The sequence below is a fragment of the Bradyrhizobium sp. 21 genome, assembly GCF_023073335.1.
Classification (GTDB): Bacteria; Pseudomonadota; Alphaproteobacteria; order Rhizobiales; family Xanthobacteraceae; genus Bradyrhizobium.
This window is the reverse complement of record NZ_JADPJG010000035.1, coordinates 15,568-37,696: the sequence shown is the minus strand read 5'-3', so window position 1 is coordinate 37,696 and position 22,129 is coordinate 15,568. Positions and strand designations below refer to the sequence as shown.

Here is a 22,129-nt window from a genome sequence, read left to right as displayed (position 1 = left end):
GACGAATGGCGAATAGGGAGTAGCGAACAGAGCCGCTGCTCCCCTCGCCACTCACCATTCGCTACTCACCATTCGCAGGTAATCCATGGCCTCCTTCCACTTCGATCTCGTCTCTCCGGAAAAGCTCGCATTCTCGGGCCAGGTCGACCAGGTCGACGTTCCCGGCGTCGAGGGTGACTTCGGCGTGCTGGCGGGACATGCGCCGGTCGTGGCTGCGATCCGGCCGGGCATCCTCACCATCACCAGCGGCGGCAAGCACGAAAAGGTCATCGTGCTCGGCGGCATCGCCGAAGTCTCCGAAAAGGGCCTCACCGTGCTAGCCGACGTCGCGACGTCGCTGGCCGAGCTCGACCGCGCCCAGTTCGCCGCGACCGTCTCCGAGATGGAAGAAGGATTGAAGGAGCACGAAGGCAGCGAGCTCGATCAGGCCATCGCGCGGCTCGACCACTTCAAGAGCATCCAGCAGCAGCTCAACTCGACGGCTATGCACTAAGCCCCGGCGCATCGCACCGGGGCTCAAGCTACAAATTCCTGAATGAGTTCAGCGCTCGTCACGGTAGTGGCGGGCGCTGAAACTTTGTTGCACCGCGCCGCCGATAGCGGCATTCTGCGCTCGCGAATTTGTTCCGGGGCGGGACGCAGATGAAACGCAAGATCGCAGCGATTTTCGCAGCCGATATTGCCGGTTACTCAAGGCTGGTCGCGGAAGACGAGGAGGAGACGCTGCGGCGTATGGCCTCCTATCGCGAGGTCGTCGACGATTTCATTGCCAAGGCGGGCGGGCGCATCTTCAATACCGCCGGCGATGCCGTGCTCGCCGAATTTCCGAGCGCGGTCGATGCGGTGCGCTGCGCGATCGATATCCAGGAATCCCTGCGAACCCGCAACATGGCCTATCCGCCGAGCCGGCAGATGTCGTTCCGCATCGGCATCACCATCGGCGACGTGGTCGAGCGCGACGGCGATCTGCTCGGTGACGGGGTCAATATCGCCGCCCGGCTCGAAGGCCTCGCCGAGGTCGGCGGCATCTGTGTTTCCCGCGCCGTGCACGAGCAGGTCGCCAACAAGCTGTCGGTGCAGTTCGCCGATATCGGCGCGCAGGAAGTGAAGAACATCCCGACGCCCGTGCACGCCTACATGGTGGCGATGCGGCGCGAGGACGGCACTTACAACACGCCGAAGGTGAAGAAGGTGGCCTCCAAGGTGGCCGCGGCACCGGTGTGGATGTGGCCGCTGGTGGTTGCCATCGTCTCGGTCGCCGCCATCGTCGTCACCGGCTTGCTCTACAACACCAAGCTCAAGCAGACCGTGACCGCCGCAGTGACGCCGGCCGCCGCGCCAAGTGCTGCGATACCAAGTGCTGCGCCGAGCGCAATGCCGACGGCGGTGGCTGCGGCGCCGAGTTCTGCTCCGAGCCCCGCGCCGACCCAACTCGCCAAGGCGCCGATGGCTCCGTCGAATGCCGGCGCCGCAATGGCGCCGATGCCGTCACCATCCGCTTCGCATCTCACAGGCAAGCTTGCTGCCGACAGCGTGCCCTTCATCAACGAGCGTGTCCGCAGCTATCTGGCTGGCGATTATTCCGCCGCCGGCGATTACAAAGCCTTCGCGCTCAATATCGCCGGCTTCACCGGCTCGGCGTTGAACCAGCCAAACGAGGAGGCCGCGCGCAACTCAGCGCTCGAGCAGTGCCAGAAGCGGGCCGATGCCGCGCAATCGCCGCGGCGTTGCGAGCTCTATGCGATCGGCAACACTATCGTCTACACGCATGGCCAGCCGCCGATGCCGCCGCAGCCTTGGCTCCGGCAGGATCCCATGACCGAGCGGGCCTTCGCGTCGAAGGATTTTCCGATGGTGCGCGATCCCGCAAAAGTCCGGCTTGAGAACATGTTCGTACCAGCGGCGAAATCCCGCTCGGTCGCGCTCGGCCCGGGCGGTCAATACTTCATGACGTTGGGCGCACCATCCACCGACGATGCCGCGCGCCGTTCGCTGGAATCCTGCGGCGCGATCGCCGGCGTCGCCTGCATGATCGTCGCGGTCGACGACAATTTCGTCGTGCCGATCCCGACCCTGCTCAGGATCACCGGCTTCTTCCATGCCGCCTCCAACGCCTCGATCATGGCCGATTCCCGCGACGAGGTGGTGCGCAAGCTCGGCGATGGCATGGGCTGGAACGCAGTCGCGGTCGGCACCGCGGGCCGGCCGGGCCTCGGCCTGAAGGCCGCGGACGAGCAGACCGCCGTCAGTTCCGCGCTCGCCGATTGCGCCAAGCGCGACAGCGATTGCCACGTCATCGCGATCGGCCCGTTCACGGTGGGGCCGATCAATTAGAGTCCCTGCGGGATGAAACCCGAAGGGCGCTCCAAGGGGGAAGGGAGAAGGGAGCGGAGAATGATGTCCCCCCAACACGCAAATCTCCCGCGAATCCTCTAATGATTTCAACCCCGTTCTACTGTGCATGGGGTTGTTTTCGCGTTTTTTAGGTTGCGAAGGCCGCGAAATGCCGGGCCACTGCGCGGTAGACGTCGCGGCGGAACGGCACCACGAGATCGGCGACGCGGTCGAGCCGCTCCCAGCGCCAGGCGTCGAATTCCGCGGGCTGGTCGTTGCGCGGCGTCAACGGATCAATCTCGTCATCCTTGCCGGTGAAGCGCAACGCGAACCACTTCTGGCGCTGCCCCCGGAATTTCGCGAGGCGATGCGTCTGCGGTCCGTCGTAAGGGGGGAATTCGTAAGTCAGCCAGTCGGTCTCGCCGAGATAGGCCGCGCTCTTGACGCTGGTCTCCTCCCAGAGCTCGCGCAGCGCCGCATCGCGCAGGTTCTCACCTTCGTCGACACCGCCTTGAGGCATTTGCCAATCGAGACCCGGCAGGACGATCTCGGGCCCGTCGCCCTTGAAGCGGTGCCCAATCAGCACCCGGCCGGCGGCATTGAACAGCGCGATCCCAACATTGGGACGGTAGGGCTTTTCATCGGTCACGCTTGGATCTTTCGTTGTCATTCCGAGGGATGCATTAGCACCGAACCCGGAACGACAATTTGATTTACTCCTCCGCCAGCGCGGAAAATTCCTTCACCACGCGCTCATAGACCGGGCGCTTGAACGGGATGATCAGCCCCGTCAGATTCTTCATCGGCTCCCAGCGCCAGCTCACGAACTCGGCCTTGTGGCCGCCGCCGCCGGGCTTTTCGACGTTGATCTCGCTGTCCTTGCCGGTGAAGCGGACTGCGAACCACTTTTGGCGCTGGCCACGATAGCGGCCCTTCCAGGTGCGGCCCGCAACTGTGCGCGGAATGTCGTAAGTGAGCCAGTCCGGAACCTCGCCGAGCCGCTCGACCGAGCGCACGCTGGTCTCCTCATAGAGCTCGCGCCGGGCGGCATCCCAATTGTCCTCGCCGGGATCGACGCCGCCCTGCGGCATCTGCCAGACATGGGTGTCGTCGACATGCTCGATGCCGCCGGCGCGGCGGCCGATGAACACCAGGCCCTTCGTGTTGATCAGCATCACGCCGACGCAGGTCCGGTAGGGCAGATCCTCGTAACGCGCCATTCCGCCAGACCCTCTCGCATGCTGTCGGTAAGGCTCGATCCGGCCCCGCGGGACCCGTGCCGTACCAATCCGTTGATCTAGCTGGATTTTGATTTCAGCATCGCGGTTGTCAATGGCACCAAAAGGATACCTCGGTCGCCCAAAGTCTTGGTCCAGGCGCCGATGCGCTCGATCGAGACCGGGAGGGCGGAGGCGATGCCTACGGCCGCGCCACGCTCGCGCGCCGCCGCTTCGAGCTTGCTGAGGGCGCGGTCGATCTCGGCGGGGGTCGGCACCACGTCGATCGCGATATCGCCCTTGCCGAACGGCATCGCCTGGCTTGCCGCGGCCTGGGGCGCGATGCTGCGGGGCGAGGAGCCGTCGTCGAAGAAGCCGAGGCCGCGCTTGGCCGCCTCGCGGATGATCGGCTGCATGGCCGCGTCCGTTGCGATGAAGCGGGCGCCCATGAAATTGGTAAGGCCGGCATAGCCCTGCATCCGGCTCAGATGCCAGTACAGGCGGTCCATGTTCTGGTCGGCGCTGAGCGAGGTCAGCAGCGTCTGCGGCCCCGGATCGTTGTCGGGGAAGTCGTAGGGCTCCATCGGGATCTGGAGGAAGATCTCGTGGCGCTGGGCGCGGGCCCGCTCGGCGAGCTTTCCTGGATCAGATCCATAAGGCGTGAAGGCCAGCGTCACCGCCGGCGGCAGCCTCATGATGGCATCGGTGGTCTTGGCAGCGCCGACGCCGAGGCCGCCGATCAGGATCGCGACAACAGGCATCCTGGCGGCCTTGGCGCGGTCCGCATCCGCCGCATAGACGTTGAACGGCTTCAGATCACCGGCAACCACGGGGATCATGCCGTAGCGCGATTTCTCCAGCAGCTTGGAATCGATCCCGGCCATGACGGGCGGCGGCGCGGAGGCGGCCTCGACCTTGTCGGCGGCATTGCCGCCGCCGATCACCACGTCGTGGCGCGTGCCGGTGGAACCGTCGATCATGGTGACAGTCTTCTGCTCGCCCGGCTGCTTCGAGGCTTCCTTGGCCTCGTGCTTGCTGTCTTGCTTGCTTTCCTGGCCGTGGTCGGAGGCGGCCGGCTTCTCGTCGCTGGCCTTGTCTTCGGCTTTGGGTTCGCGGATCGCAAGCCGCGTCATCGGCTCGCCGCCGAGCGGATCCTTGTTGAAGATGGCGAAGCCGGCAAAGGCGACCAGGAACAGGCCGAGCAGGACCGCAAGCAACTGCATGGCCGTGAACGGCAGCCGCCGCCGGTGTTTCCGGCGCGGCTTGTCCTGTCCGAGCGGGGCGCTCAGATCATCGGCCGTTTCAGTCATGCGCGATCCCGAATCACTCACTGAATACGATACCACGCCGGGGTCAAGCGGCGGCAGGCCGGGATAGGCCGGGGATGTCGGGAGTTCCAAGCAAAAAGGGCGGCTCCAGGAGCCGCCCTTTTCGTTGGATTGCGTGATGCCGGAACCTGGCCGAAGCCTAGTTTGCCGCTTTGGGCTTGTCGGTCGTGGCCTTGTTGTCGCTGCCCGGCGTGGGCGCCGCGGAGGCGCTGTTCTTGATGCCGTGGAGCAGGTCGTCGGCGAGCTTGAGCGCCTTGTCGTCCTTGGCGTCCGGCGGAACGTAGGACTGCGAGCCGGTCTTCTCGTCGCCGTCGTTCTTGAGATGGCCGCGCAGCGAAGCTTCGCCCTTGGTGTCGGTGCGCGACTTCAGCTCGTCCGGCACGTCCTGCAGCACTTCGATGTCGGGCACGATGCCCTTGGCCTGGATCGACTTGCCCGACGGCGTGTAATAGCGCGCCGTGGTCAGACGCAGCGCGCCGTTGCCGCTTCCGAGCGGAATGATGGTCTGCACCGAGCCCTTGCCGAACGAACGCGTGCCGACGATGGTCGCGCGCTTGTGGTCCTGCAGCGCACCGGCGACGATTTCGGACGCCGAGGCCGAGCCGCCATTGACCAGCACGATCACCGGCTTGCCCTTGGTGAGGTCGCCCGCATGGGCGGCGCGGCGCTGGGTCTCCTCGGCATTGCGGCCGCGGGTCGACACGATCTCGCCCTTCTCCAGGAACGAATCGGAGACGGTGACCGCTTCCTCCAGGAGACCGCCGGGATTGTTGCGGAGGTCGATGACGTAGCCCTTCAGCTTGTCGCCGATCTGATTCGAGAGGTTGGCGACCTCGCGCTTCAGGCCTTCGGTGGTCTGCTCGTTGAAGGTGGTGATGCGGATATAGGCGATGTCGTCGGCCTCGATGCGGGCGCGCACCGAGCGGACGCGGATGTTGTCGCGCACCAGCGTGACGTCGATCGGATTGTCCTGGCCCTTGCGGATGATCTTGAGCTTGATCTTGGTGTTGACCGGACCGCGCATCTTCTCGACCGCCTGGTTCAGGGTCAGGCCCTGCACCGCCTCGTCGTCGAGATTGGTGATGATGTCGTTGGCCATGACGCCGGCGCGCGAGGCGGGCGTGTCGTCGATCGGCGAGACCACCTTGATCAGGCCGTCTTCCATCGTGACCTCGATGCCGAGGCCGCCGAACTCACCGCGGGTCTGCACCTGCATGTCGCGGAAGCTCTTGGCGTCCATGTAGCTCGAATGCGGATCGAGGCCGGTGAGCATGCCGCTGATCGCGGATTCGATCAGCTTGGTGTCGTCGGGCTTCTCGACATAGTCCGAACGCACGCGCTCGAAGACGTCGCCGAACAGATTGAGCTGGCGATAGGTGTCCGCGGTGGCGGCGCGCGCGCTGGAGCCCATGAAGACCGCGCGCGGCTGGGTCACGAACAGCGTCAGCGCAGCACCGGTGGCCGCGCTGAGGAGGATAACTGAAGTCTTGCGCATCATCCGCGAACCTTCTCGCCTTCATTTGCGGCCCACCATGGGCCTGGATCGATTGGAGTGCCGTCCTTACGGAACTCGACATACAGCACAGGTTGACTCGCGTTCGTGGCGAGAATGGAGGCGACTTGAGAGGTCGATCCCATCGTCGCGACCGGCTCCCCCGTGAGCACAAACTGACCGATGTTGACCGAAATGCGCTCCATCCCGGCGATCAGGACATGATACCCGCCACCGGCATTGAGGATCAAGAGTTGTCCATAGCTTCGGAACGGGCCGGCATAGACAACCCAGCCGTCACACGGCGTCGTGACCTGGGAGCCCGGCCTGCTGGCCAGCGAAATGCCCTTCTGGACCCCGCCGACCCCGTCGGAACCGCCGAAATCCCTGATCTTGTTACCGTTAACCGGCAGAGGCAGGAGGCCCTTCGCCGCGACGAAGGCAATCGCGGGGGTGGTCCGGGAACGGTCCTTGAAAGTGCCGGGGCCGGGCTTGGCGCTGGCGGCGGCATTTGCAGCTGCCTTCGCCTCGGCCTGCCTTGCGGCCTCGGCCGCCTTCTCGGCCGCCCTGGCGGCGCTTTGCAGATCCTGCTCCATCTTGGCGATCAGCCCCTGGAGATCGCCGACCTGTCTCGAGAGCGCGACGGCGCGGGAATTCTCGGCGTCGAGGTCTTTTTCGCGCGAGGCCTGCTGGCGCTGCCGCTCGTCGACCAGAGCGGAGAGCCGGGTCTGGTCGTTGCGGACCTTGTCGCGGTCGGAGGCGAGCTGGTCGCGCTCGGTCGCGATGGACTTGCGCAAGGCCACGAGCTCGCCGAGCTCGCCTGCGATCTTTTCGGCGCGGCCGCGCAATTCCGGCACGACGGCGCCGAGCAGCATCGCCGTGCGCAGCGATTGCAGCGCGTCCTCGGGCCGCACCAGCAGCGCCGGCGGTGTCCGCCTTCCGGCGCGCTGCAAGGCAGCCAGCACCTCGACGATGTCGGCGCGGCGCGACTCGAGCGAGCCGCGCATCGCCAGCTCGCGGCCGTTCATCGACCGCAGCCGCGCTTCGGCTTCGTCGATCTTGGTCTCGACGGTGCGCACATTGGCGGCGGTGTCGATCAATTGTTGATTGAGTTGGGTACGGTCCTGGCCGAGCGAGGTGATCTCCGACTTCAGCTTGGCCTGCGCCTCTTCCGCGCTCTTCTTGCTCGCGCGCGCGGCTTCCAGCTCCTGCTCGCGCTGCTTGATCGCGTCGGGCGAGACGGCCGCGGTCTGCGGTGCCGTCACCGTCTGAGCTTGCGCGAGGCTTGCGCCTGAGACGCTCGCGATCAGCAGCAGGTTGAGGACGGGCGCTCGCATCGCTTCAGACAAAGGTGCTCGTTGTGGCGCGCATCACGCGCGGTGATAGGGGTGGCCGGCCAGAATGGTGGCGGCCCGATAAAGCTGTTCCAGAAGCATGACGCGGACCATTTGATGCGGCCAGGTCGCAGAGCCGAACGCGATCGCGAGCTTGGCCTTACGGCGCAATTCGGGCGAAAGTCCGTCCGCCCCTCCGATCATGAAGATAGTATGTCCGGCCCCCTCGTCGCGCCAGCGGCCGAGATGCCGTGCGAATACGGTCGAATCCAGGTTCTGGCCGCGTTCGTCCAGCGCCACCAGGATCGATTTTTCGGGAATATGTGCGGAGATCGCCGCGGCCTCTTCGGCCATCCGGGTGGCCGTATCGCGCGCGCGGCTTTCGGGCAATTCGTGGATGGCGAGCTCGCGGAATCCGAGCTTGCGGCCGGCCTCGTCGAACCGCTCGAAATAGCGGTCGGCAAGCTCCCGTTCGGGGCCCTGCTTCAGCCGGCCCACCGCAATGACAGCAACACGCATGATGTCTTCAGGGTCGCGTTTTCAAGACCGCGCGCAAGATGCGCGCGCACGACGCTAGCATGCGCGTCAGCCGATTCGAAATCGGCTCGGTGAGCCCAAGACTCAGTGAGCCCAAGGCTCAGGGAGCCTGGATCGCCTTCGCCGCCCCTGGGCCCTGGGTGTACAATCTCTCGAGACTGTAGAACTCGCGGACCTCGGGTCTGAACACGTGCACGATCACATCGCCGGAATCGATCAGCACCCAGTCGCAATTGGGCAAGCCCTCGACGTGGATGTTCTTGATGCCGTTTTCCTTGAGGCCCTTGGCGACGTTCTCCGCGATCGCGCCGACGTGCCGGTTGGCCCGGCCGGTGGTGACGATCATGTAGTCGGAGTAGGCCGATTTGCCGCGAAGGTCGATGGTGACCGTCTCTTCCGCCTTCATGTCGTCGAGGCGGGAGAGGATCAGGCTCAGCGTCTTGTCGGCGTCGGGTTGCGCCGTCAAGGCCGCAGCTTTGGTCGATGTTTTACGCGCCGGTTTTGCCTTGGGTAAAACAGACTTGGACAATACAGATGTGGTCAGGGACCATTCCTTTCACTGTATCGCGAACGCCGAATCCAGCGCTCACTGGCTACACTACATCATGTGGGGTTAAGGGTTTCAATATGCCAGAGAGCCCCAGCTCCGGCACAGTCTGACTCACTTCGTACCTTTCCAGCTCCCGTCCGGGTTCCGCAGACCCGTCGAGGAGAGATTCAGCTTCATTCCAGTCAAAAAGACCCACGCCGGCGCGGCCCGGTCCGCAAGCAGGGCTGCCTCATTCTCGGGCATGCGGTAGCGCTTGAGCGCCTGGGCGGCGGGCGAGGCGAGGGCGCGAAAACTCTGCGGCGGGCGATCGATGACCGCAATCGGCACCTGATCGGCGATGCGCCGCCAGTGCTGCCAACGATGGAATTGAGCGAGGTTGTCGGCGCCCATAATCCAGACAAAGCGCAAGCCCGAGAGGCGGCGGCGCAAGGTGTTGATCGTGTCGATGGTATAGCGCGTGCGAATGACGGATTCGAGACAGCTCACCTCGATCCGCGGGTCGTCGGCAACGTCGCGCGCCGCCTGCATCCGCTCGCCGAGCTCATGCAGCGTGCCGTTCTCCTTCAGCGGATTGCCTGGCGTCACCAACCACCACACGCGATCGAGCTGAAGGCGTTTCAGCGCAAACTGGCTGATCGCGCGATGGGCCTGGTGCGGCGGGTTGAACGAGCCGCCGAGCAGGCCGATGCGCATGCCCGAAGTGTGAGTTGGTATGGCTTGCGCGAAGAAACGTGGCGCGACGAAATTGTTACTCAATGCCCCCGCCCCGCGACGTTACTTACGGCCGCGTCTGCCCGGTGCCGTGAACGCGATATTTGAAGCTCGTCAGCTGCTCGGCGCCAACCGGGCCGCGGGCATGGAATCGGCCGGTGGCGATGCCGATCTCGGCGCCGAAGCCGAACTCGCCGCCGTCGGCGAACTGCGTCGAGGCGTTGTGCAGCACGATCGCGGAATCGACCTCGCTCAGGAATTTCTTCGCAGCAGCCTCATCCGCGCTCACGATCGCATCGGTGTGGTGCGAGCCGTGGTTCTGGATATGCGCGATCGCGCCGTCGACGCCGTCCACCACTTTCGCCGCGATGATCGCGTCGAGATATTCGGTGTCCCAATCGTCCTCGCTCGCGGGTTTTACGCGCGCATCGGTCTTTTGCACGGCGTCGTCGCCGCGCACTTCGCACCCCGAATCGATCAGCATCTCGACCAGCGGCTTCAGGTTTTTCGCGGCAGCGGCGCGATCGACCAGCAGCGTTTCGGCGGCGCCGCAGACGCCGGTGCGGCGCATTTTTGCGTTGAGCACGATCGACTTGGCCATGGCGAGATCGGCGCTGGCGTCGATGTAGACGTGGTTGACGCCTTCGAGATGCGCGAACACCGGCACGCGCGCTTCCTGCTCGACGCGCGCGACGAGGCTTTTTCCCCCGCGCGGCACGATCACGTCGACGGCGCCGTTCAATCCGGACAGCATCATGCCGACCGCCGCACGGTCGCGCGTCGGCACCAGCGTGATCGCAGCTTCGGGCAGGCCGGCTTCGCGCAGGCCCTGCACCAGGCATTCATGGATGGCGCGGCAGGAGCGGAAACTGTCGGAGCCGCCGCGCAGGATCACGGCATTGCCCGACTTCAGGCAGAGAACGCCAGCGTCCGCCGCAACGTTCGGCCGGCTCTCGAAAATCACGCCGACGACGCCGAGCGGCACGCGCACGCGCTCGATGGTCATGCCGTTCGGCCGCTGCCAGCTCTCGGTGACGATGCCGACCGGATCGGCGATGCCGCGCACGATGCCGATGCCCTCGGCCATCGCCTCGATCCGCGCCGGGGTCAGCGTGAGGCGGTCGATGAAGGATGAGGTGGCATTGACGGAAGCGCGGGCATCAGTGACGTCCTCGGCATTGGCCGCAAGGATCGCCGCAGCATTGCTGCGGATCGCCCGCTCCATGGCTTCCAGCGCCCGGTTCTTCTGCTCCGGCGGCGCCAGCGCCAGCACGCGCGCGGCAGCGCGGGCACGGGCACCGAGATCGGTCATCAGCGCCTGAAGATCGGCATTGCCGTCGACGGCTTTCAGGGGGGCGGCCATTGGAGTCTGAACCTTCTGCTAAGGCAGTGTCCTAGCACGGAAATCCCGCGTCTGCGAAGGGTCGGCAGGGTATGGCTGGTCTCCCCGGCCGCACGCCGGCTAGGTCATTGGCCCAGCAAAAGGGCCGCCGCGGCCCTTACCCGCCCATCACCAGGTCGTCGCGGTGGATCATCTCCGAGCGCCCGCTGATGCCGAGGATGGTCATCACGTCCGGGGAGGAGCGGCCCTTGATCCGCTCGGCCTCGTCGGCGTCGTAGGCGATCAGGCCACGGCCGACCTCGCTGCCGTCGGGGCCGCGCACGATCACGGCGTCGCCGCGGGTGAACTGGCCCTCGACCTTGATCACGCCGGCAGGCAGCAGGCTGGCGCCGGCGCGCAATGCCGCGACCGCGCCGGCATCGATCGTCAACGTGCCCTTCGGCTCCAGCGAGCCCGCGATCCAGCGTTTTCGCGAGGTGATGGGATTGGCCGGCGTCAGGAACCAGGTGCAGCGGCCGCCATCGGCGATCGCCTGCAGGGGGTGCTCGATCTTGCCGGAAGCGATCAGCATATGCGTTCCGCCGGTGGTCGCGATCTTGGCAGCCTCGACCTTGGTGCGCATGCCGCCGCGCGAGAGTTCGGACTCGGCGTCGCCCGCAACCGCCTCGATCTCCGAGGAGATGCTGTCGACGACGGGAATGAGCTTGGCGTTCGGGTTGTTCTTCGGCGGGGCGTCGTAGAGCCCGTCGATGTCGGACAGCAGCACCAGCAAATCCGCGCTCGCCATGGTGGCGACGCGCGCGGCGAGGCGGTCATTGTCGCCGTAGCGGATCTCGTTGGTGGCGACGGTGTCGTTCTCGTTGATCACGGGGATCGCGCGCCACTCCAGCAGCTTGCCGATGGTGGAGCGCGCGTTCAGATAACGGCGGCGCTCCTCGGTGTCCTGCAGCGTGACCAGGATCTGGCCGGCGCCGATGCCGTGAGCCCCGAGCACCTCGGACCAAATGCGCGCGAGCGCGATCTGCCCGACGGCAGCGGCGGCCTGGCTCTCCTCGAGCTTCAGCGGGCCGCGCGGCAGCTTGAGCCTGCTACGGCCGAGCGCGATCGAGCCCGAGGAGACCACGAGCACGTCACGGCCCTCGCGGTGCAGCTTGGCCATGTCGTCGGCGAGCGCCGCGAGCCAGGACGCCCGCACCTCGCCCTTGTCGGAATCGACCAGCAGCGCGGAGCCGACCTTGACGACGATGCGGCGGAATTGACTGAGTTCGGGGCTGGCCATGGATGGATGTGTTGGCGCGTGTGACGAATTGCTCGGGCTTGGTGACGGCGGAGCAAAAAAGCCGGCGCCGGGTAAGGCCTGCTTTTGCAGCAGGACGATGGCCGGCGCAAGGCGGCGGGCCCGGTAAACGGCGCTTGTCGGGGACGCCCGCCTGGCTCTAACTGTCGCCAACCATAATGGGCTCAAAGAGGAAACCAATGGATCGCCGCAACTTCATTGCCGGATGCCTTGGGTTGCCGCTGCTGGCGCCGGCGGGCGGGGCGCAAGCGCAGGCCGGGCTGAGCAAGATGATCTTCCCGTTCGCGGCGGGCGCCGGCGGCGACACGCTGTGCCGGCTGATCGCGCAGGAGATGGCGCCTGCGCTGCAGCGGACCATCGTGGTCGAGAACCGCACCGGCGGCGACGGCCTGATCGGCATCAAGGCGGTGAAGGGGGCCAGCCCCGACGGCAGCATGGTGCTGGTGACGACCGGGCCCACGATGTACCTGCTGCCGATGGTGGAGACGACACCGAGCTTCGATACGGCGAAGGACTTCATGCCGGTGTCGCTGCTGGCGCGGTTCGAATTCGCCGTCGTGACCGACCCCGCGATCGATGCCGCCGATTTCAAGGGATTTGTCGCCTGGCTGAAGGCGCATCCGGACAAGGCGTCGTTCGGGGTACCGAGCAACGGCACCATTCCGCATTTCATGGGCTCCAGGCTCGAGAAGGACCTTGGCATTCCCCTGACGCGCGTGCCCTATCGCGGCAGTACGCCCATCCTCAGCGACATCATCGGCGGCCACATCTCGTTCGGCATCGTGACATTGGCGGATGCGTTGCCGCAGCACCGCGCCAAGGGCGTGAAGATCATCGCGGCTTCGAGCGCGGAACGTTCGCCCTTCGCGCCTGACGTTGCGACGCTGAAGGAGAGCGGCATCGATCTCGTTGCCGACGCCTGGTACGGCATGTGGCTTCCGGCCGGCAGCCCGCCGGACTTTGCGAGCAAGCTCGGCGCGGCCGCCAGCGCCGCGCTCGCCAAGCCCGAGGTGAAGGAGAAGCTGACAGCCATCGGCCTGATCCCGGTCGGCAGCAACGCGGAAGGCCTGACGAAGGAGCTCGCCGCGAACACCGCCTTTTGGCAACCGATCGTCAAGGCGACGGGATACAAGATCGAGAATTGAGGCGCCGCGCGCTACTCCATCCCCTCATCCTGAGGAGCGCGGAACGCGCGTCTCGAAGGATGAAGGCCCGGCTGCAGCGGCGGGGGCCTTCATGGTTCGAGACGGCGCTTTCGCGCCTCCTCACCATGAGGGTTTTACAGCTTCGCGCGCTGCGCGATTCCGTCCTTGATCGACGCGAGCTCTTTCTCGTCCCAGATGCCGATCAGGACGCCGGCCTTCACCTGGAGCTGGTTGTCCGCGTAGGCCGCGATCTTCTCGCGGGGCGTGGTGATGTGGTCGTTGGGGTGCAGCGCCCAGTCGAACAATTCCGCCTGCAACCGCGCGATGATGCCGGCGCAATCAGGATCGTCGCCGCGATCCAGAAACTCTTCCGGATCAGTTTCGAGGTCGTACAACATCGGGCGGAAGCCGGAGGCGTGAATGTATTTCCAGCGGCCGTCGAACACCATGAACAGGCGGCAGCGTTCGATCGGCTGGTTCAGCTTCAGCCGCACGTCCTGCATGGAATAGTCGTATTCGGAGAAGGCCACCTTGCGCCAATTGGGCGGCGTCGGCCCGCGCAGCAACGGCAGCAGCGAGCGTCCTTCCAGGATGTGGCCCGGCACCTTGCCGCCGAAATAATCGACGAAGGTCGGCGCGAGATCGATGCCTTCGACCAGCGCATCGCTGCGCGTGCCGCGCGTCGCGTCGGCCTCTTGCGAGGGATCGATGACGATCAGCGGAATCTTCGCCGATTGCTCGTGGAACAGATCCTTCTCGCCCATCCAGTGATCGCCGAGATAATCGCCGTGATCGGAGGTGAACACGATCATGGTGGTGTCCGAGAGGCCGCGCGCCTCCAGGAATTTCATCAGCACGCCCACCTGGTCGTCGATCTGGGTGATCAGGCCCATATAGGTCGGGATCACCTTCTCGCGGGCCTCGTCGCGCGCCATGTTGCGGGAGTAGCGCATGTCCATATAGGCGCCGAACACCGGATGCGGGTTTTGGCGCTCGTGCTCGGAGCGGATCGCCGGGATCATGTCATCCGTCGAATACATGCTGGCATAGGGTTCGGGCGCGATATAGGGCCAGTGCGGCTTGATGTAGGACAGATGCAGGCACCACGGCCTGCCGTCGGTCTCCGCTTCGCTGATGAAATCCATCGCGCGGCGCGTCATGTAAGGTGTCTCGGAATGCTCGTCCGGCACGCGCGCGGCTTTATCGGCATGCACCAGCAGCCAGCCATTTTGCAAGGAGCCGTCCTCGGCCGCACCGGAATTGGCCCAATGCTCCCAGGGATTGGGCGCATCAAAACCCTGCTGGCGCAGATATTCGTCGTATTTCGGACGTGGCCGTCCCGTCGGATGCAGGCCGTCGTCACGCTCATATGGCTCGAAGCCGCATTCGGCGACGTGCACGCCGATCATCGATTCCGGCGGGATGCCGAGCGCCTTCATGCCTTCGAGATCGGGCGCCATGTGGGTCTTGCCGACCAGCACGTTGCGCACGCCGATTTTCTTGAGGTGATCGCCGAGGGTGGGCTCGCCGACCCGCAAGGGCCAGCCGTTCCAGTGCGAGCCGTGCGAGCGCATGTAGCGGCCGGTGTAGAAGGACATCCGCGACGGGCCGCAGATCGGCGATTGCACATAGGCCTTGCTGAAGAGCACGCCACGCTTGGCCATGGCGTCGATGTTCGGCGTCTTCAAGGTGGGATGGCCGGTGCAGCCGAGATAGTCGTAGCGAAGCTGGTCGCACATGATCCAGAGAACGTTCTTCGCGCGCGCCATGAAGCATCCCTGCCGTTTTTTGATTGGCGGATGCTGCGCTATCGAGGGCGCGAAGACAAGCAGGGCGCCCGATTCCGCTGCGTCACAAGTAACGGGCCTCATCCTGAGGAGCCCGCGACCAGCGGGCGTCTCGAAGGATGGCCACGGGCGAGAGCCGGGCCTTCATGGTTCGAGACGCGCGTTCCGCGCTCCTCACCATGAGGTCTTCAAGCCGGATTGTTCAAACCGACCACGGCTCCGCTTCGGCCGCGCTCTTCGCCTTGGCGGAGACCGGGCTCTCGCCGATCACGTCCGCCAATGCGCGCAACGCTTCCTTCACGCCGTCGCCGGTGACGGCGGAGAGCAGCAGCGGCGTCTTCTTGGCGGCGCGCTTCAGCCGCTCCTTCTGCTTCTTCAACTCGTCCGGCTCGACCGCGTCGATCTTGTTCAGCGCGACGATCTCGATCTTGTCGGTGAGCTGCCCGGCATAGGCGTCCAGCTCCGTTCGCACCGTCTTATAGGCCTTGCCGGCATGCTCGCAGGTCGCATCGACGAGATGCAGCAGCACGCGGCAGCGCTCGACATGGGCGAGGAAGCGGTCGCCGAGGCCCACCCCTTCATGCGCGCCTTCGATCAGACCGGGGATGTCCGCCAGCACGAATTCGCGGCCGTCGGCATTCACGACGCCGAGCTGCGGATGCAGCGTGGTGAAGGGATAGTCGGCGATCTTCGGCTTGGCCGCGCTGACCTTGGCGAGGAAGGTCGACTTGCCGGCATTGGGCAGGCCGACGAGGCCCGCATCCGCGATCAGCTTCAGCCGCAGCCAGATCCAGCGCTCTTCGCCGGGCTGGCCGGGATTGGCGTTGCGCGGCGCGCGGTTGGTCGAGGTCTTGAAATGCGCGTTGCCGAAGCCGCCATTGCCGCCCTCGGCCAGCACGAATTTCTCGCCGACAGTGGTGAAATCGTGGATCATGGTCTCGCGATCCTCATCGAAGATCTGCGTGCCCATGGGAACCTTCAGCACGATGTTCTTGCCGTTTGCGCCATGGCGGTCCGAGCCCGAGCCGTTCTCGCCCTTCTGGGCCTTGAAGTGCTGCTGGTAGCGATAGTCGATCAGCGTGTTCAGCCCGTCGGCGACTTCGATGATGACATTGCCGCCGCGGCCGCCATTGCCGCCGGACGGACCGCCGAATTCGATGAATTTTTCGCGGCGGAACGCCACGCAGCCGTTCCCGCCGTCACCGGAGCGGATATAGACCTTTGCTTCGTCTAGGAATTTCATGGGCCATAGGTAGGCCAGCCGGGCACGTGCGGCAACCCGGAATGACCCGCAAATCGGCCGAATTTCGGCGATTTCGTGCCGTGCTTAACCCCAAGACGACTTCAGAGGGGACGGCAGCGGATCAGGAATTTCTGCGTGCCCTCCAGCACCAGCTCCTTGCGCTGGTTGAACACGGTGCTTTTGAGCGTGACTGTGCCGGTCGTGCGTCCCGGCACGAGCTCGGTGACCTCCAGCGCGGGATAGATGGTGTCGTCGGCGAACACGGGCTTGAGGAACCGGCTCGACTGCTCGAGGAAGCCGACCAGGGACTCCTCGACCATGAACGGAAACAGGCCCGCGCCGGGTGCGGTGTGGATCAGCGTCTGAAAACCGTGCGCGAGCAGGTTTGGCATGCCGCGACTGCGGCAATACTCCACATCGTAATGCACCGGATGGGTGTCGCCGCTCGCGGTCTGGAACGCGGCGAACACCGCCGAGGTCTGAGTGCGGCTCGGCAGCACGAAGCGCTCGCCGACCACGAAATCCTCAAACCAGCGTTGCGCGGGGATCATGCGATGCCGGGCCGGGTCGAAGTCGGTCATGTCGGTGCACCATCAGGACGAACTGGGAGAACGATCCGTATCGCGCGGCGCGCGGCGCGACAATGCGCTCAATTCGTCGGAGACGGGCTTGTCCCGCACGCCCACGCGATTAAAACGGCGCTGATGCCCCTGTTCAAGAATCTCTCCGCCTATGACGAACGCTCGGCGCGGCTGGCCGGCATTGCACTCATGGTGCTGTCGATCTTCATGTTCTCGTTCGGCGACGCCATGGGCAAGTTCCTGGTCGGGACTTATTCGGTGGGGCAGCTCCTGTTCTTGCGCGCCTGTGCGGCGCTGCTGCTGCTGTCGCCGCTGGTCTGGCGGCAGCGTCACCAGTTCCTGCATCTGGAGCGGCCGCGCTTGCAGCTGTTTCGTGTGGTGCTGTCGACGCTAGAGGTGGCCGCCTTCTTCCTCGCGGCGGTCTATCTGCCGCTTGCCGACGTCATCACCTATTATCTCGCCGGTCCGATCTTCGTCACCGCGATGTCGGCGATCTTTCTGGGTGAGAAGGTCGGCTGGCGGCGCTGGACGGCGATCCTGATCGGCTTCTGCGGCGTGCTGATCGCGCTGCGGCCATCGGCACAGACGGTGAGCCTGCCGGCGCTGATCGCGCTCGGCGGCAGCCTGTCCTTCGCGACGCTGATGCTGATCACGCGCTCCTTACGCAAGACGCCCGATATCGTGATGGCGTCGTCGCAATTCGTCGGCACGTTTTTGCTGGGCGCGGGACTGTCGGCATTCCACTGGGTGCCGCCGACATCAGGCAGCCTCGTGATCTTCGCGCTGGCGGGATGCGTCTCGGTGACGGCGCTGTTTTGTGTGAACCGCTCGCTCAAGCTGGCGCCGGCCAGCGTCGTGGTGCCCTACCAATATTCGATGATCGTCTGGGCCGTGATCTTCGGCTTCGTCGTGTTCGGCGATGTCCCCTCACTCGCCACCATCGTCGGCGCCGCCATCATCATCGGCGCCGGGTTCTATATCTATCTGCGCGAGCGTGATCTCGGCCGTGCCGGCGGAGAGATGAATCCGCCGGCGTAGCTGCGGTCAAACTGTCGTCCCGGCCCCCGTGCGCAATTGCGCACTAGGCCAGGACGACATCGGTATTTGAGGCAGCGCTGATGCCTACCTCATCCTTCGCGCACTGCTCCAGCTCTTCAACGACGACCACACCCCGCGCGAGAGGCGGAAGCAGTCGACGGGGGTGGACGAGCCCAGCGCCAGGAAGCGATGCAGCTGGACGCCGCTCCACTGGAAGCCGCACTTCTCCAGCACGTTGCGCGAGGCCGGGTTGGTGACGCGCGCACCCGCATAGAGGTGATCGTCCTCGAATTCCTCGAAGAAGAAGTCGATGGCGCCGCGCGCGGCTTCGGTGGCAAATCCCCGGCCCCAATGTTCGACGCCGAGCCAATAGCCGAGCTCGGCATTGTCGGGCGTCGAGCGGTCGATGCCGACCATGCCGACCGGATCGCTGTCATGCTCGATCAGGAACACGCTCTCGCTGCCGAGCGCGGCGGTGGCACGGACGAAGGCGACGGCATCGTCCTGCGAATAGGGATGCGGGAGGCGGCGGGTGTTTTCGGCGACACGGCGGTCGTTGGCGAGGAGGGCGATGGTCCTGACGTCGGCCAGCGTCGGCCGCCGCAAGGTCAGCCGCTCGGTGGCGACGACGCTTGGTCTCGCCTCCCGCAAATTCGTGCCCGAAAAATCCTGCAACATGTCCGGCTCCGTCGAAGTCACCAAGTGAAAAGTGAGCAAGTCAAACGAAAGGGGAGGCCGGTTTCCCTGCCTCCCCTGGAGCCTTCGATCTCTTTGATCTCAAGGACTCCGCCGGTTCGGTCTGGGACCCGGCGGACTCCAAATTTGATCCACCGTCTATTCAGCCGCCTCTGCGACCGGGAGTACCGAGATGAAGGTGCGGCCGTTGGCTTTGGCCTGGAACGTGACGCGACCCTCGATCTTGGCGAACAAAGTGTGGTCCGTGCCCATGCCGACATTAAGGCCGGGATGCCAGGTGGTGCCGCGCTGACGCGCAATGATGTTGCCGGGAATCACAACTTCCCCGCCGAACGCCTTGATACCGAGGCGCTTGCCCTTGGAATCGCGACCGTTACGCGATGAACCGCCTGCTTTTTTGTGAGCCATGGCTCGTCTCCGAAATCCTGAGTATTTCTAGATCAATTCCTTGACGGAATCATTTCACAATTTCTCACGCATCAATTCGTGATGGCGCGTGATCAAATTATGCGGCGGCTTCTTCGGCGGCCTCTACCTTGGCGACCTTTTCCCGCTTCGGGCGCGGACCCTTGGTGGGCTTGGCGTTGTCGGTCAGGATTTCGCTGATGCGCAGCACCGTGATCTCGTCGCGGTAGCCGCGCTTGCGGCGCGAGTTCTTGCGGCGGCGCTTCTTGAACGCGATGACCTTGGGGCCACGCTTGTGGTCGAGCACTTCGACCGCAACGGACGCGCCGGCGACCGTGGGCAGACCCAGGATCGGCGTGTCGCCGCCGACCAGCAGAACTTCGTTCAACTGCACGATCGAGCCGACTTCGCCTTCGATCTTGCCTACTTCGAGAACATCATCCGGAACGACGCGGTACTGCCGGCCGCCGGTTTTGATGACTGCGAACATCGTTTTTTCTCCGTGTTCAAATCCCGGCCTCGCGACGGGAATCGTCCGGGCCGGCTTTTTGTCAGTCGCTATGGGTTTATGCGAGTTTTGCGCGGGCGGGGATTATCCCTTTGAAAACCCACGCAAAAACAAGCGGCGCGAGAAACGCCCCGCGCCGGTCGCGGGACTTATAGCCGCTCGCCCTCGGGAGTCAAGAAAAACCGCCGAAAACAGCCCGGATTCGAAGCATTTGGGCCGATCCGGGCCCGCAAAGCGAATCTCTGCCCGCGCTGCAACCAACAGGTTCCGCTGCCGTTGTCCTCACGAATTAAGTCAAACGGGCAAGGGGCTTTCATGGCAACGGACGAGCTGGTCAAAACGACGACGGGCATCGCCCATCACGGGGCGGAGCGGCTGCCCTCGGTGGATATCGACAGCTTCAACATCGAGATGAAGGACGAGGACGGCTTCATCGGCGACCGCGCCAGCAAGGGCGCGTTCCGGGAAATCCTCGAGCGCTGGCGCAAGCCGCTGCGCAAGTCCGGCGAGGACCCGTTCGGCAAGGAGGCATCGGACGAGATCAGCAAGAAGACCCTGGACGCCATCCTGGTCGGCGACGACACCGAGGCCTGGGCAGTGGTGCACAGCGCCATCGAGGACTTCGCCCAGGAGCTCGCTTACGTCACCCGCCGCTTCCTCAAGTCCAAGGCCTGGGCCAAGACCGAGCGCATCGTGGTCGGCGGCGGCTTTCGCGATTCCCGGCTCGGCGAGCTCGCGATCGCGCGCACCGAGATCATCCTCATGTCCGAGGATTTCAAGATCGACATGGTGCCGATCCGCCATCATCCCGACGAAGCCGGCCTGCTCGGCGCGCTGCATCTGGCGCCGTCGTGGATCTTCGAGGCCCATGACAGCATCCTCGCGGTCGATATCGGCGGCACCAACATCCGCTGCGGCCTGGTGGAGACCAGCTGGAAAAAGGCAAAAGACCTGTCGAAAGCCAAGGTCGTGAAGTCCGAGCTGTGGCGTCATGCCGACGACGAGCCGACGCGCGAAGGCGCGGTGAAGCGGCTGACGAAGATGCTGAAAGGGCTGATCACCGAGGCTGAGAAGGAAGGCTACAAGCTGGCGCCGTTCATCGGCATCGCCTGTCCCGGCGTGATCAATGCGGACGGCTCGATCGAGAAAGGCGCGCAGAACCTGCCGGGCAATTGGGAGAGCAGCAAGTTCAACCTGCCGGCGAGCCTGCTCGAGGGCATCCCGCAGATCGGCGAGCACGACACCGCGATCCTGATGCACAATGACGGCGTGGTTCAGGGCCTCTCCGAGGTGCCGTTCATGCAGGACGTCGATCGCTGGGGCGTGCTCACCATCGGCACCGGCCTCGGCAATGCCCGCTTCACCAACCGCCGCAAGGACAACGGCAAAGACAAGGATAACGGAAAAGACGGGGATTCCACGGGCAACGGAAAGAAAAAGGCCAAGTCCGACAAGGAGTAACCTTGACTGGTTAGGTTAAGGGCCGGATTGCGTTGCGGTGCACGGGCTGCACGCTAGGGTTCCGCCGTCGCCTCACCTGGCCGGCGAAGCCGCCCTTCCCAGCCAGAATTTAATGAGCGGCACGGGACCGCCAGTGTTTACCGCGTCTGGCGGTCCCACCCCTTTTCGGGCCGGAGCCTCCCCTGATCTCAACTCCCGATCGGACTGGCACAAACTGCACTGGCCGGCCGCGCGCCCACGTCTAAAATGCCCGCCATGGGCAGCGATCTCATGTTTCGCGTCGTGGTGATCGGGCTCGGGACCTTGCCGGTTCTGCTCACGGCCCTGGCCGTGTTTGGCGACACGCGATAGTGCGGCAAAGCCGCCGGCGAGATTGCCGGTCTTGAAGAATTGTCGGCGAAGGCGTTGCGGACATCGTCGAACGCGTCCTTGCAATGCGCCCAGCCTTTGCGGACGTGGCTGATCGAGAGCCGATAGCTGTCACGGCTCGCGGCGATGAGCCGCGAATCGGTCAATGCCGAGCTCGTCCATCAGCGCCGGCATGTCCGCGGTGTGGCCATCCGGTCCATAAGGCCCGCCAGGCTTGTCGCTGTCGCCGAAGCCGCGCAGATCCGGCGCGATCAGCATGAAACGACCGGCCAGACGCGCCATGACCGGCTCCCAGGTCAGCCGGAGTTTCGGCCAACCATGCAGCAAAAGCAGCGGTTTTCCCGCTACCAGCACGGACCAGCTGGACATCGGCACCATTGGCCTTGATCGTGAGATGCGCAACGGCAGTTCCTCCCGGCAGCAAGGGATGCGGGGCGAAAGAGGCCGCGGATTTTCCCCTTTCGCGCCTTGTCTGGCCCGCCATCCTCGCCTATTAACGCCTCAACCACGGGGGCCCGCCCCCGATTTGGCGCCTAGGAGAGGTGGCAGAGTGGTTGATTGTACCGCACTCGAAATGCGGCATAGGTGCAAGCCTATCGGGGGTTCGAATCCCTCCCTCTCCGCCAAAGTCCCTCAGAAATCCCTTTAAGTCGGCCATTTTCGATGGTGGGTTCATTTTGGCCCATACTTTGCCCATACCCGTGAACTGCTCACGGATACGGGTTATTGGCCTTGGTGGCGGCGTTTCAAGCCC

At 64.8% G+C, this 22,129-nt stretch carries 22 protein-coding genes and 1 tRNA gene; 6 read left to right on the top strand and 17 right to left on the bottom strand.

What is annotated here, in order from left to right:
- The first annotated feature begins 85 nt into the window (after positions 1-85).
- Positions 86-493, top strand: a complete 408-nt coding sequence (locus IVB31_RS28795) for a F0F1 ATP synthase subunit epsilon (RefSeq protein ID WP_247330872.1) — start codon at positions 86-88, stop codon at positions 491-493.
- Positions 494-642: 149 nt separating this feature from the next.
- The gene (locus IVB31_RS28790; RefSeq protein WP_247330870.1) at positions 643-2,334 is read left to right on the top strand and encodes an adenylate/guanylate cyclase domain-containing protein; all 1,692 of its coding nucleotides are present in this window, start codon (positions 643-645) and stop codon (positions 2,332-2,334) included.
- Between the two features lie 148 nt (positions 2,335-2,482).
- Here the strand turns inward: IVB31_RS28790 and IVB31_RS28785 are convergent, their stop codons facing one another.
- The 10 genes from IVB31_RS28785 to proB form a co-directional block, all read right to left on the bottom strand.
- On the bottom strand, positions 2,483-2,983 hold the full coding sequence (locus tag IVB31_RS28785; RefSeq protein WP_247330868.1) for an RNA pyrophosphohydrolase: 501 nt from the start codon (positions 2,981-2,983) through the stop codon (positions 2,483-2,485).
- Between the two features lie 64 nt (positions 2,984-3,047).
- Positions 3,048-3,554, bottom strand: a complete 507-nt coding sequence (locus IVB31_RS28780; protein WP_247330865.1) for an RNA pyrophosphohydrolase — start codon at positions 3,552-3,554, stop codon at positions 3,048-3,050.
- A 77-nt stretch (positions 3,555-3,631) separates the two neighbouring features.
- Complete coding sequence (locus tag IVB31_RS28775) at positions 3,632-4,861, bottom strand: divergent polysaccharide deacetylase family protein (RefSeq protein ID WP_247330863.1); 1,230 nt, start codon at positions 4,859-4,861, stop codon at positions 3,632-3,634.
- Between the two features lie 157 nt (positions 4,862-5,018).
- Positions 5,019-6,377, bottom strand: coding sequence for a S41 family peptidase (locus IVB31_RS28770; RefSeq protein ID WP_247330861.1), 1,359 nt, complete (start codon positions 6,375-6,377; stop codon positions 5,019-5,021).
- The gene (locus tag IVB31_RS28765; RefSeq protein WP_247330859.1) at positions 6,374-7,708 is read right to left on the bottom strand and encodes a peptidoglycan DD-metalloendopeptidase family protein; all 1,335 of its coding nucleotides are present in this window, start codon (positions 7,706-7,708) and stop codon (positions 6,374-6,376) included. Before IVB31_RS28765 ends, IVB31_RS28770 begins: the two co-directional genes overlap by 4 nt.
- Before the next feature lie 33 nt (positions 7,709-7,741).
- The gene (gene rlmH / locus IVB31_RS28760) at positions 7,742-8,224 is read right to left on the bottom strand and encodes a 23S rRNA (pseudouridine(1915)-N(3))-methyltransferase RlmH (protein ID WP_247330857.1); all 483 of its coding nucleotides are present in this window, start codon (positions 8,222-8,224) and stop codon (positions 7,742-7,744) included.
- Positions 8,225-8,342: 118 nt separating this feature from the next.
- A complete protein-coding gene (gene rsfS, locus IVB31_RS28755; RefSeq protein WP_247330855.1) occupies positions 8,343-8,708 on the bottom strand; it encodes a ribosome silencing factor in 366 nt (121 codons plus the stop codon).
- Between the two features lie 195 nt (positions 8,709-8,903).
- Positions 8,904-9,548: a nicotinate-nucleotide adenylyltransferase gene (locus IVB31_RS28750; RefSeq protein WP_247330851.1), complete on the bottom strand. Its 645-nt coding sequence runs from the start codon at positions 9,546-9,548 to the stop codon at positions 8,904-8,906.
- 22 nt (positions 9,549-9,570) lie between these two features.
- Positions 9,571-10,866, bottom strand: a complete 1,296-nt coding sequence (locus IVB31_RS28745) for a glutamate-5-semialdehyde dehydrogenase (protein ID WP_247330849.1) — start codon at positions 10,864-10,866, stop codon at positions 9,571-9,573.
- Positions 10,867-11,002: 136 nt separating this feature from the next.
- Positions 11,003-12,124 (bottom strand): glutamate 5-kinase, encoded by a 1,122-nt coding sequence (gene proB, locus IVB31_RS28740; protein WP_247330847.1) that lies wholly within the window; start codon positions 12,122-12,124, stop codon positions 11,003-11,005.
- 197 nt (positions 12,125-12,321) lie between these two features.
- Here proB and IVB31_RS28735 point away from each other — a divergent pair, with 197 nt between their 5' ends.
- A complete protein-coding gene (locus tag IVB31_RS28735; protein ID WP_247330845.1) occupies positions 12,322-13,287 on the top strand; it encodes a Bug family tripartite tricarboxylate transporter substrate binding protein in 966 nt (321 codons plus the stop codon).
- 134 nt (positions 13,288-13,421) lie between these two features.
- Here the strand turns inward: IVB31_RS28735 and IVB31_RS28730 are convergent, their stop codons facing one another.
- The 3 genes from IVB31_RS28730 to IVB31_RS28720 form a co-directional block, all read right to left on the bottom strand.
- On the bottom strand, positions 13,422-15,056 hold the full coding sequence (locus IVB31_RS28730; protein ID WP_247330843.1) for an alkaline phosphatase family protein: 1,635 nt from the start codon (positions 15,054-15,056) through the stop codon (positions 13,422-13,424).
- A 220-nt stretch (positions 15,057-15,276) separates the two neighbouring features.
- Positions 15,277-16,317 (bottom strand): GTPase ObgE, encoded by a 1,041-nt coding sequence (gene obgE, locus IVB31_RS28725; RefSeq protein ID WP_247330841.1) that lies wholly within the window; start codon positions 16,315-16,317, stop codon positions 15,277-15,279.
- A gap of 101 nt (positions 16,318-16,418) precedes the next feature.
- Complete coding sequence (locus IVB31_RS28720) at positions 16,419-16,898, bottom strand: MaoC family dehydratase (protein ID WP_247330839.1); 480 nt, start codon at positions 16,896-16,898, stop codon at positions 16,419-16,421.
- Between the two features lie 123 nt (positions 16,899-17,021).
- Here IVB31_RS28720 and IVB31_RS28715 point away from each other — a divergent pair, with 123 nt between their 5' ends.
- The gene (locus IVB31_RS28715; RefSeq protein ID WP_247330836.1) at positions 17,022-17,936 is read left to right on the top strand and encodes a DMT family transporter; all 915 of its coding nucleotides are present in this window, start codon (positions 17,022-17,024) and stop codon (positions 17,934-17,936) included.
- An 84-nt stretch (positions 17,937-18,020) separates the two neighbouring features.
- Here IVB31_RS28715 and IVB31_RS28710 read toward each other — a convergent pair whose 3' ends face one another.
- From IVB31_RS28710 to rplU, 3 genes are all read right to left on the bottom strand, one after another.
- Positions 18,021-18,614 (bottom strand): GNAT family N-acetyltransferase, encoded by a 594-nt coding sequence (locus IVB31_RS28710; protein WP_247330834.1) that lies wholly within the window; start codon positions 18,612-18,614, stop codon positions 18,021-18,023.
- A gap of 156 nt (positions 18,615-18,770) precedes the next feature.
- Complete coding sequence (gene rpmA / locus IVB31_RS28705; protein WP_092028004.1) at positions 18,771-19,040, bottom strand: 50S ribosomal protein L27; 270 nt, start codon at positions 19,038-19,040, stop codon at positions 18,771-18,773.
- Between the two features lie 97 nt (positions 19,041-19,137).
- Positions 19,138-19,527, bottom strand: coding sequence for a 50S ribosomal protein L21 (rplU, locus tag IVB31_RS28700; protein WP_247330832.1), 390 nt, complete (start codon positions 19,525-19,527; stop codon positions 19,138-19,140).
- A 333-nt stretch (positions 19,528-19,860) separates the two neighbouring features.
- Here rplU and IVB31_RS28695 point away from each other — a divergent pair, with 333 nt between their 5' ends.
- The gene (locus IVB31_RS28695; protein WP_247330830.1) at positions 19,861-21,006 is read left to right on the top strand and encodes an ROK family protein; all 1,146 of its coding nucleotides are present in this window, start codon (positions 19,861-19,863) and stop codon (positions 21,004-21,006) included.
- Between the two features lie 480 nt (positions 21,007-21,486).
- Here IVB31_RS28695 and IVB31_RS28690 read toward each other — a convergent pair whose 3' ends face one another.
- A complete protein-coding gene (locus tag IVB31_RS28690) occupies positions 21,487-21,744 on the bottom strand; it encodes an alpha/beta fold hydrolase (protein ID WP_247330828.1) in 258 nt (85 codons plus the stop codon).
- Positions 21,745-21,911: 167 nt separating this feature from the next.
- Between IVB31_RS28690 and IVB31_RS28685 the strand changes: the two genes are divergently transcribed.
- Positions 21,912-22,001, top strand: a tRNA-Ser gene (locus tag IVB31_RS28685).
- Positions 22,002-22,129 lie beyond the last annotated feature (128 nt).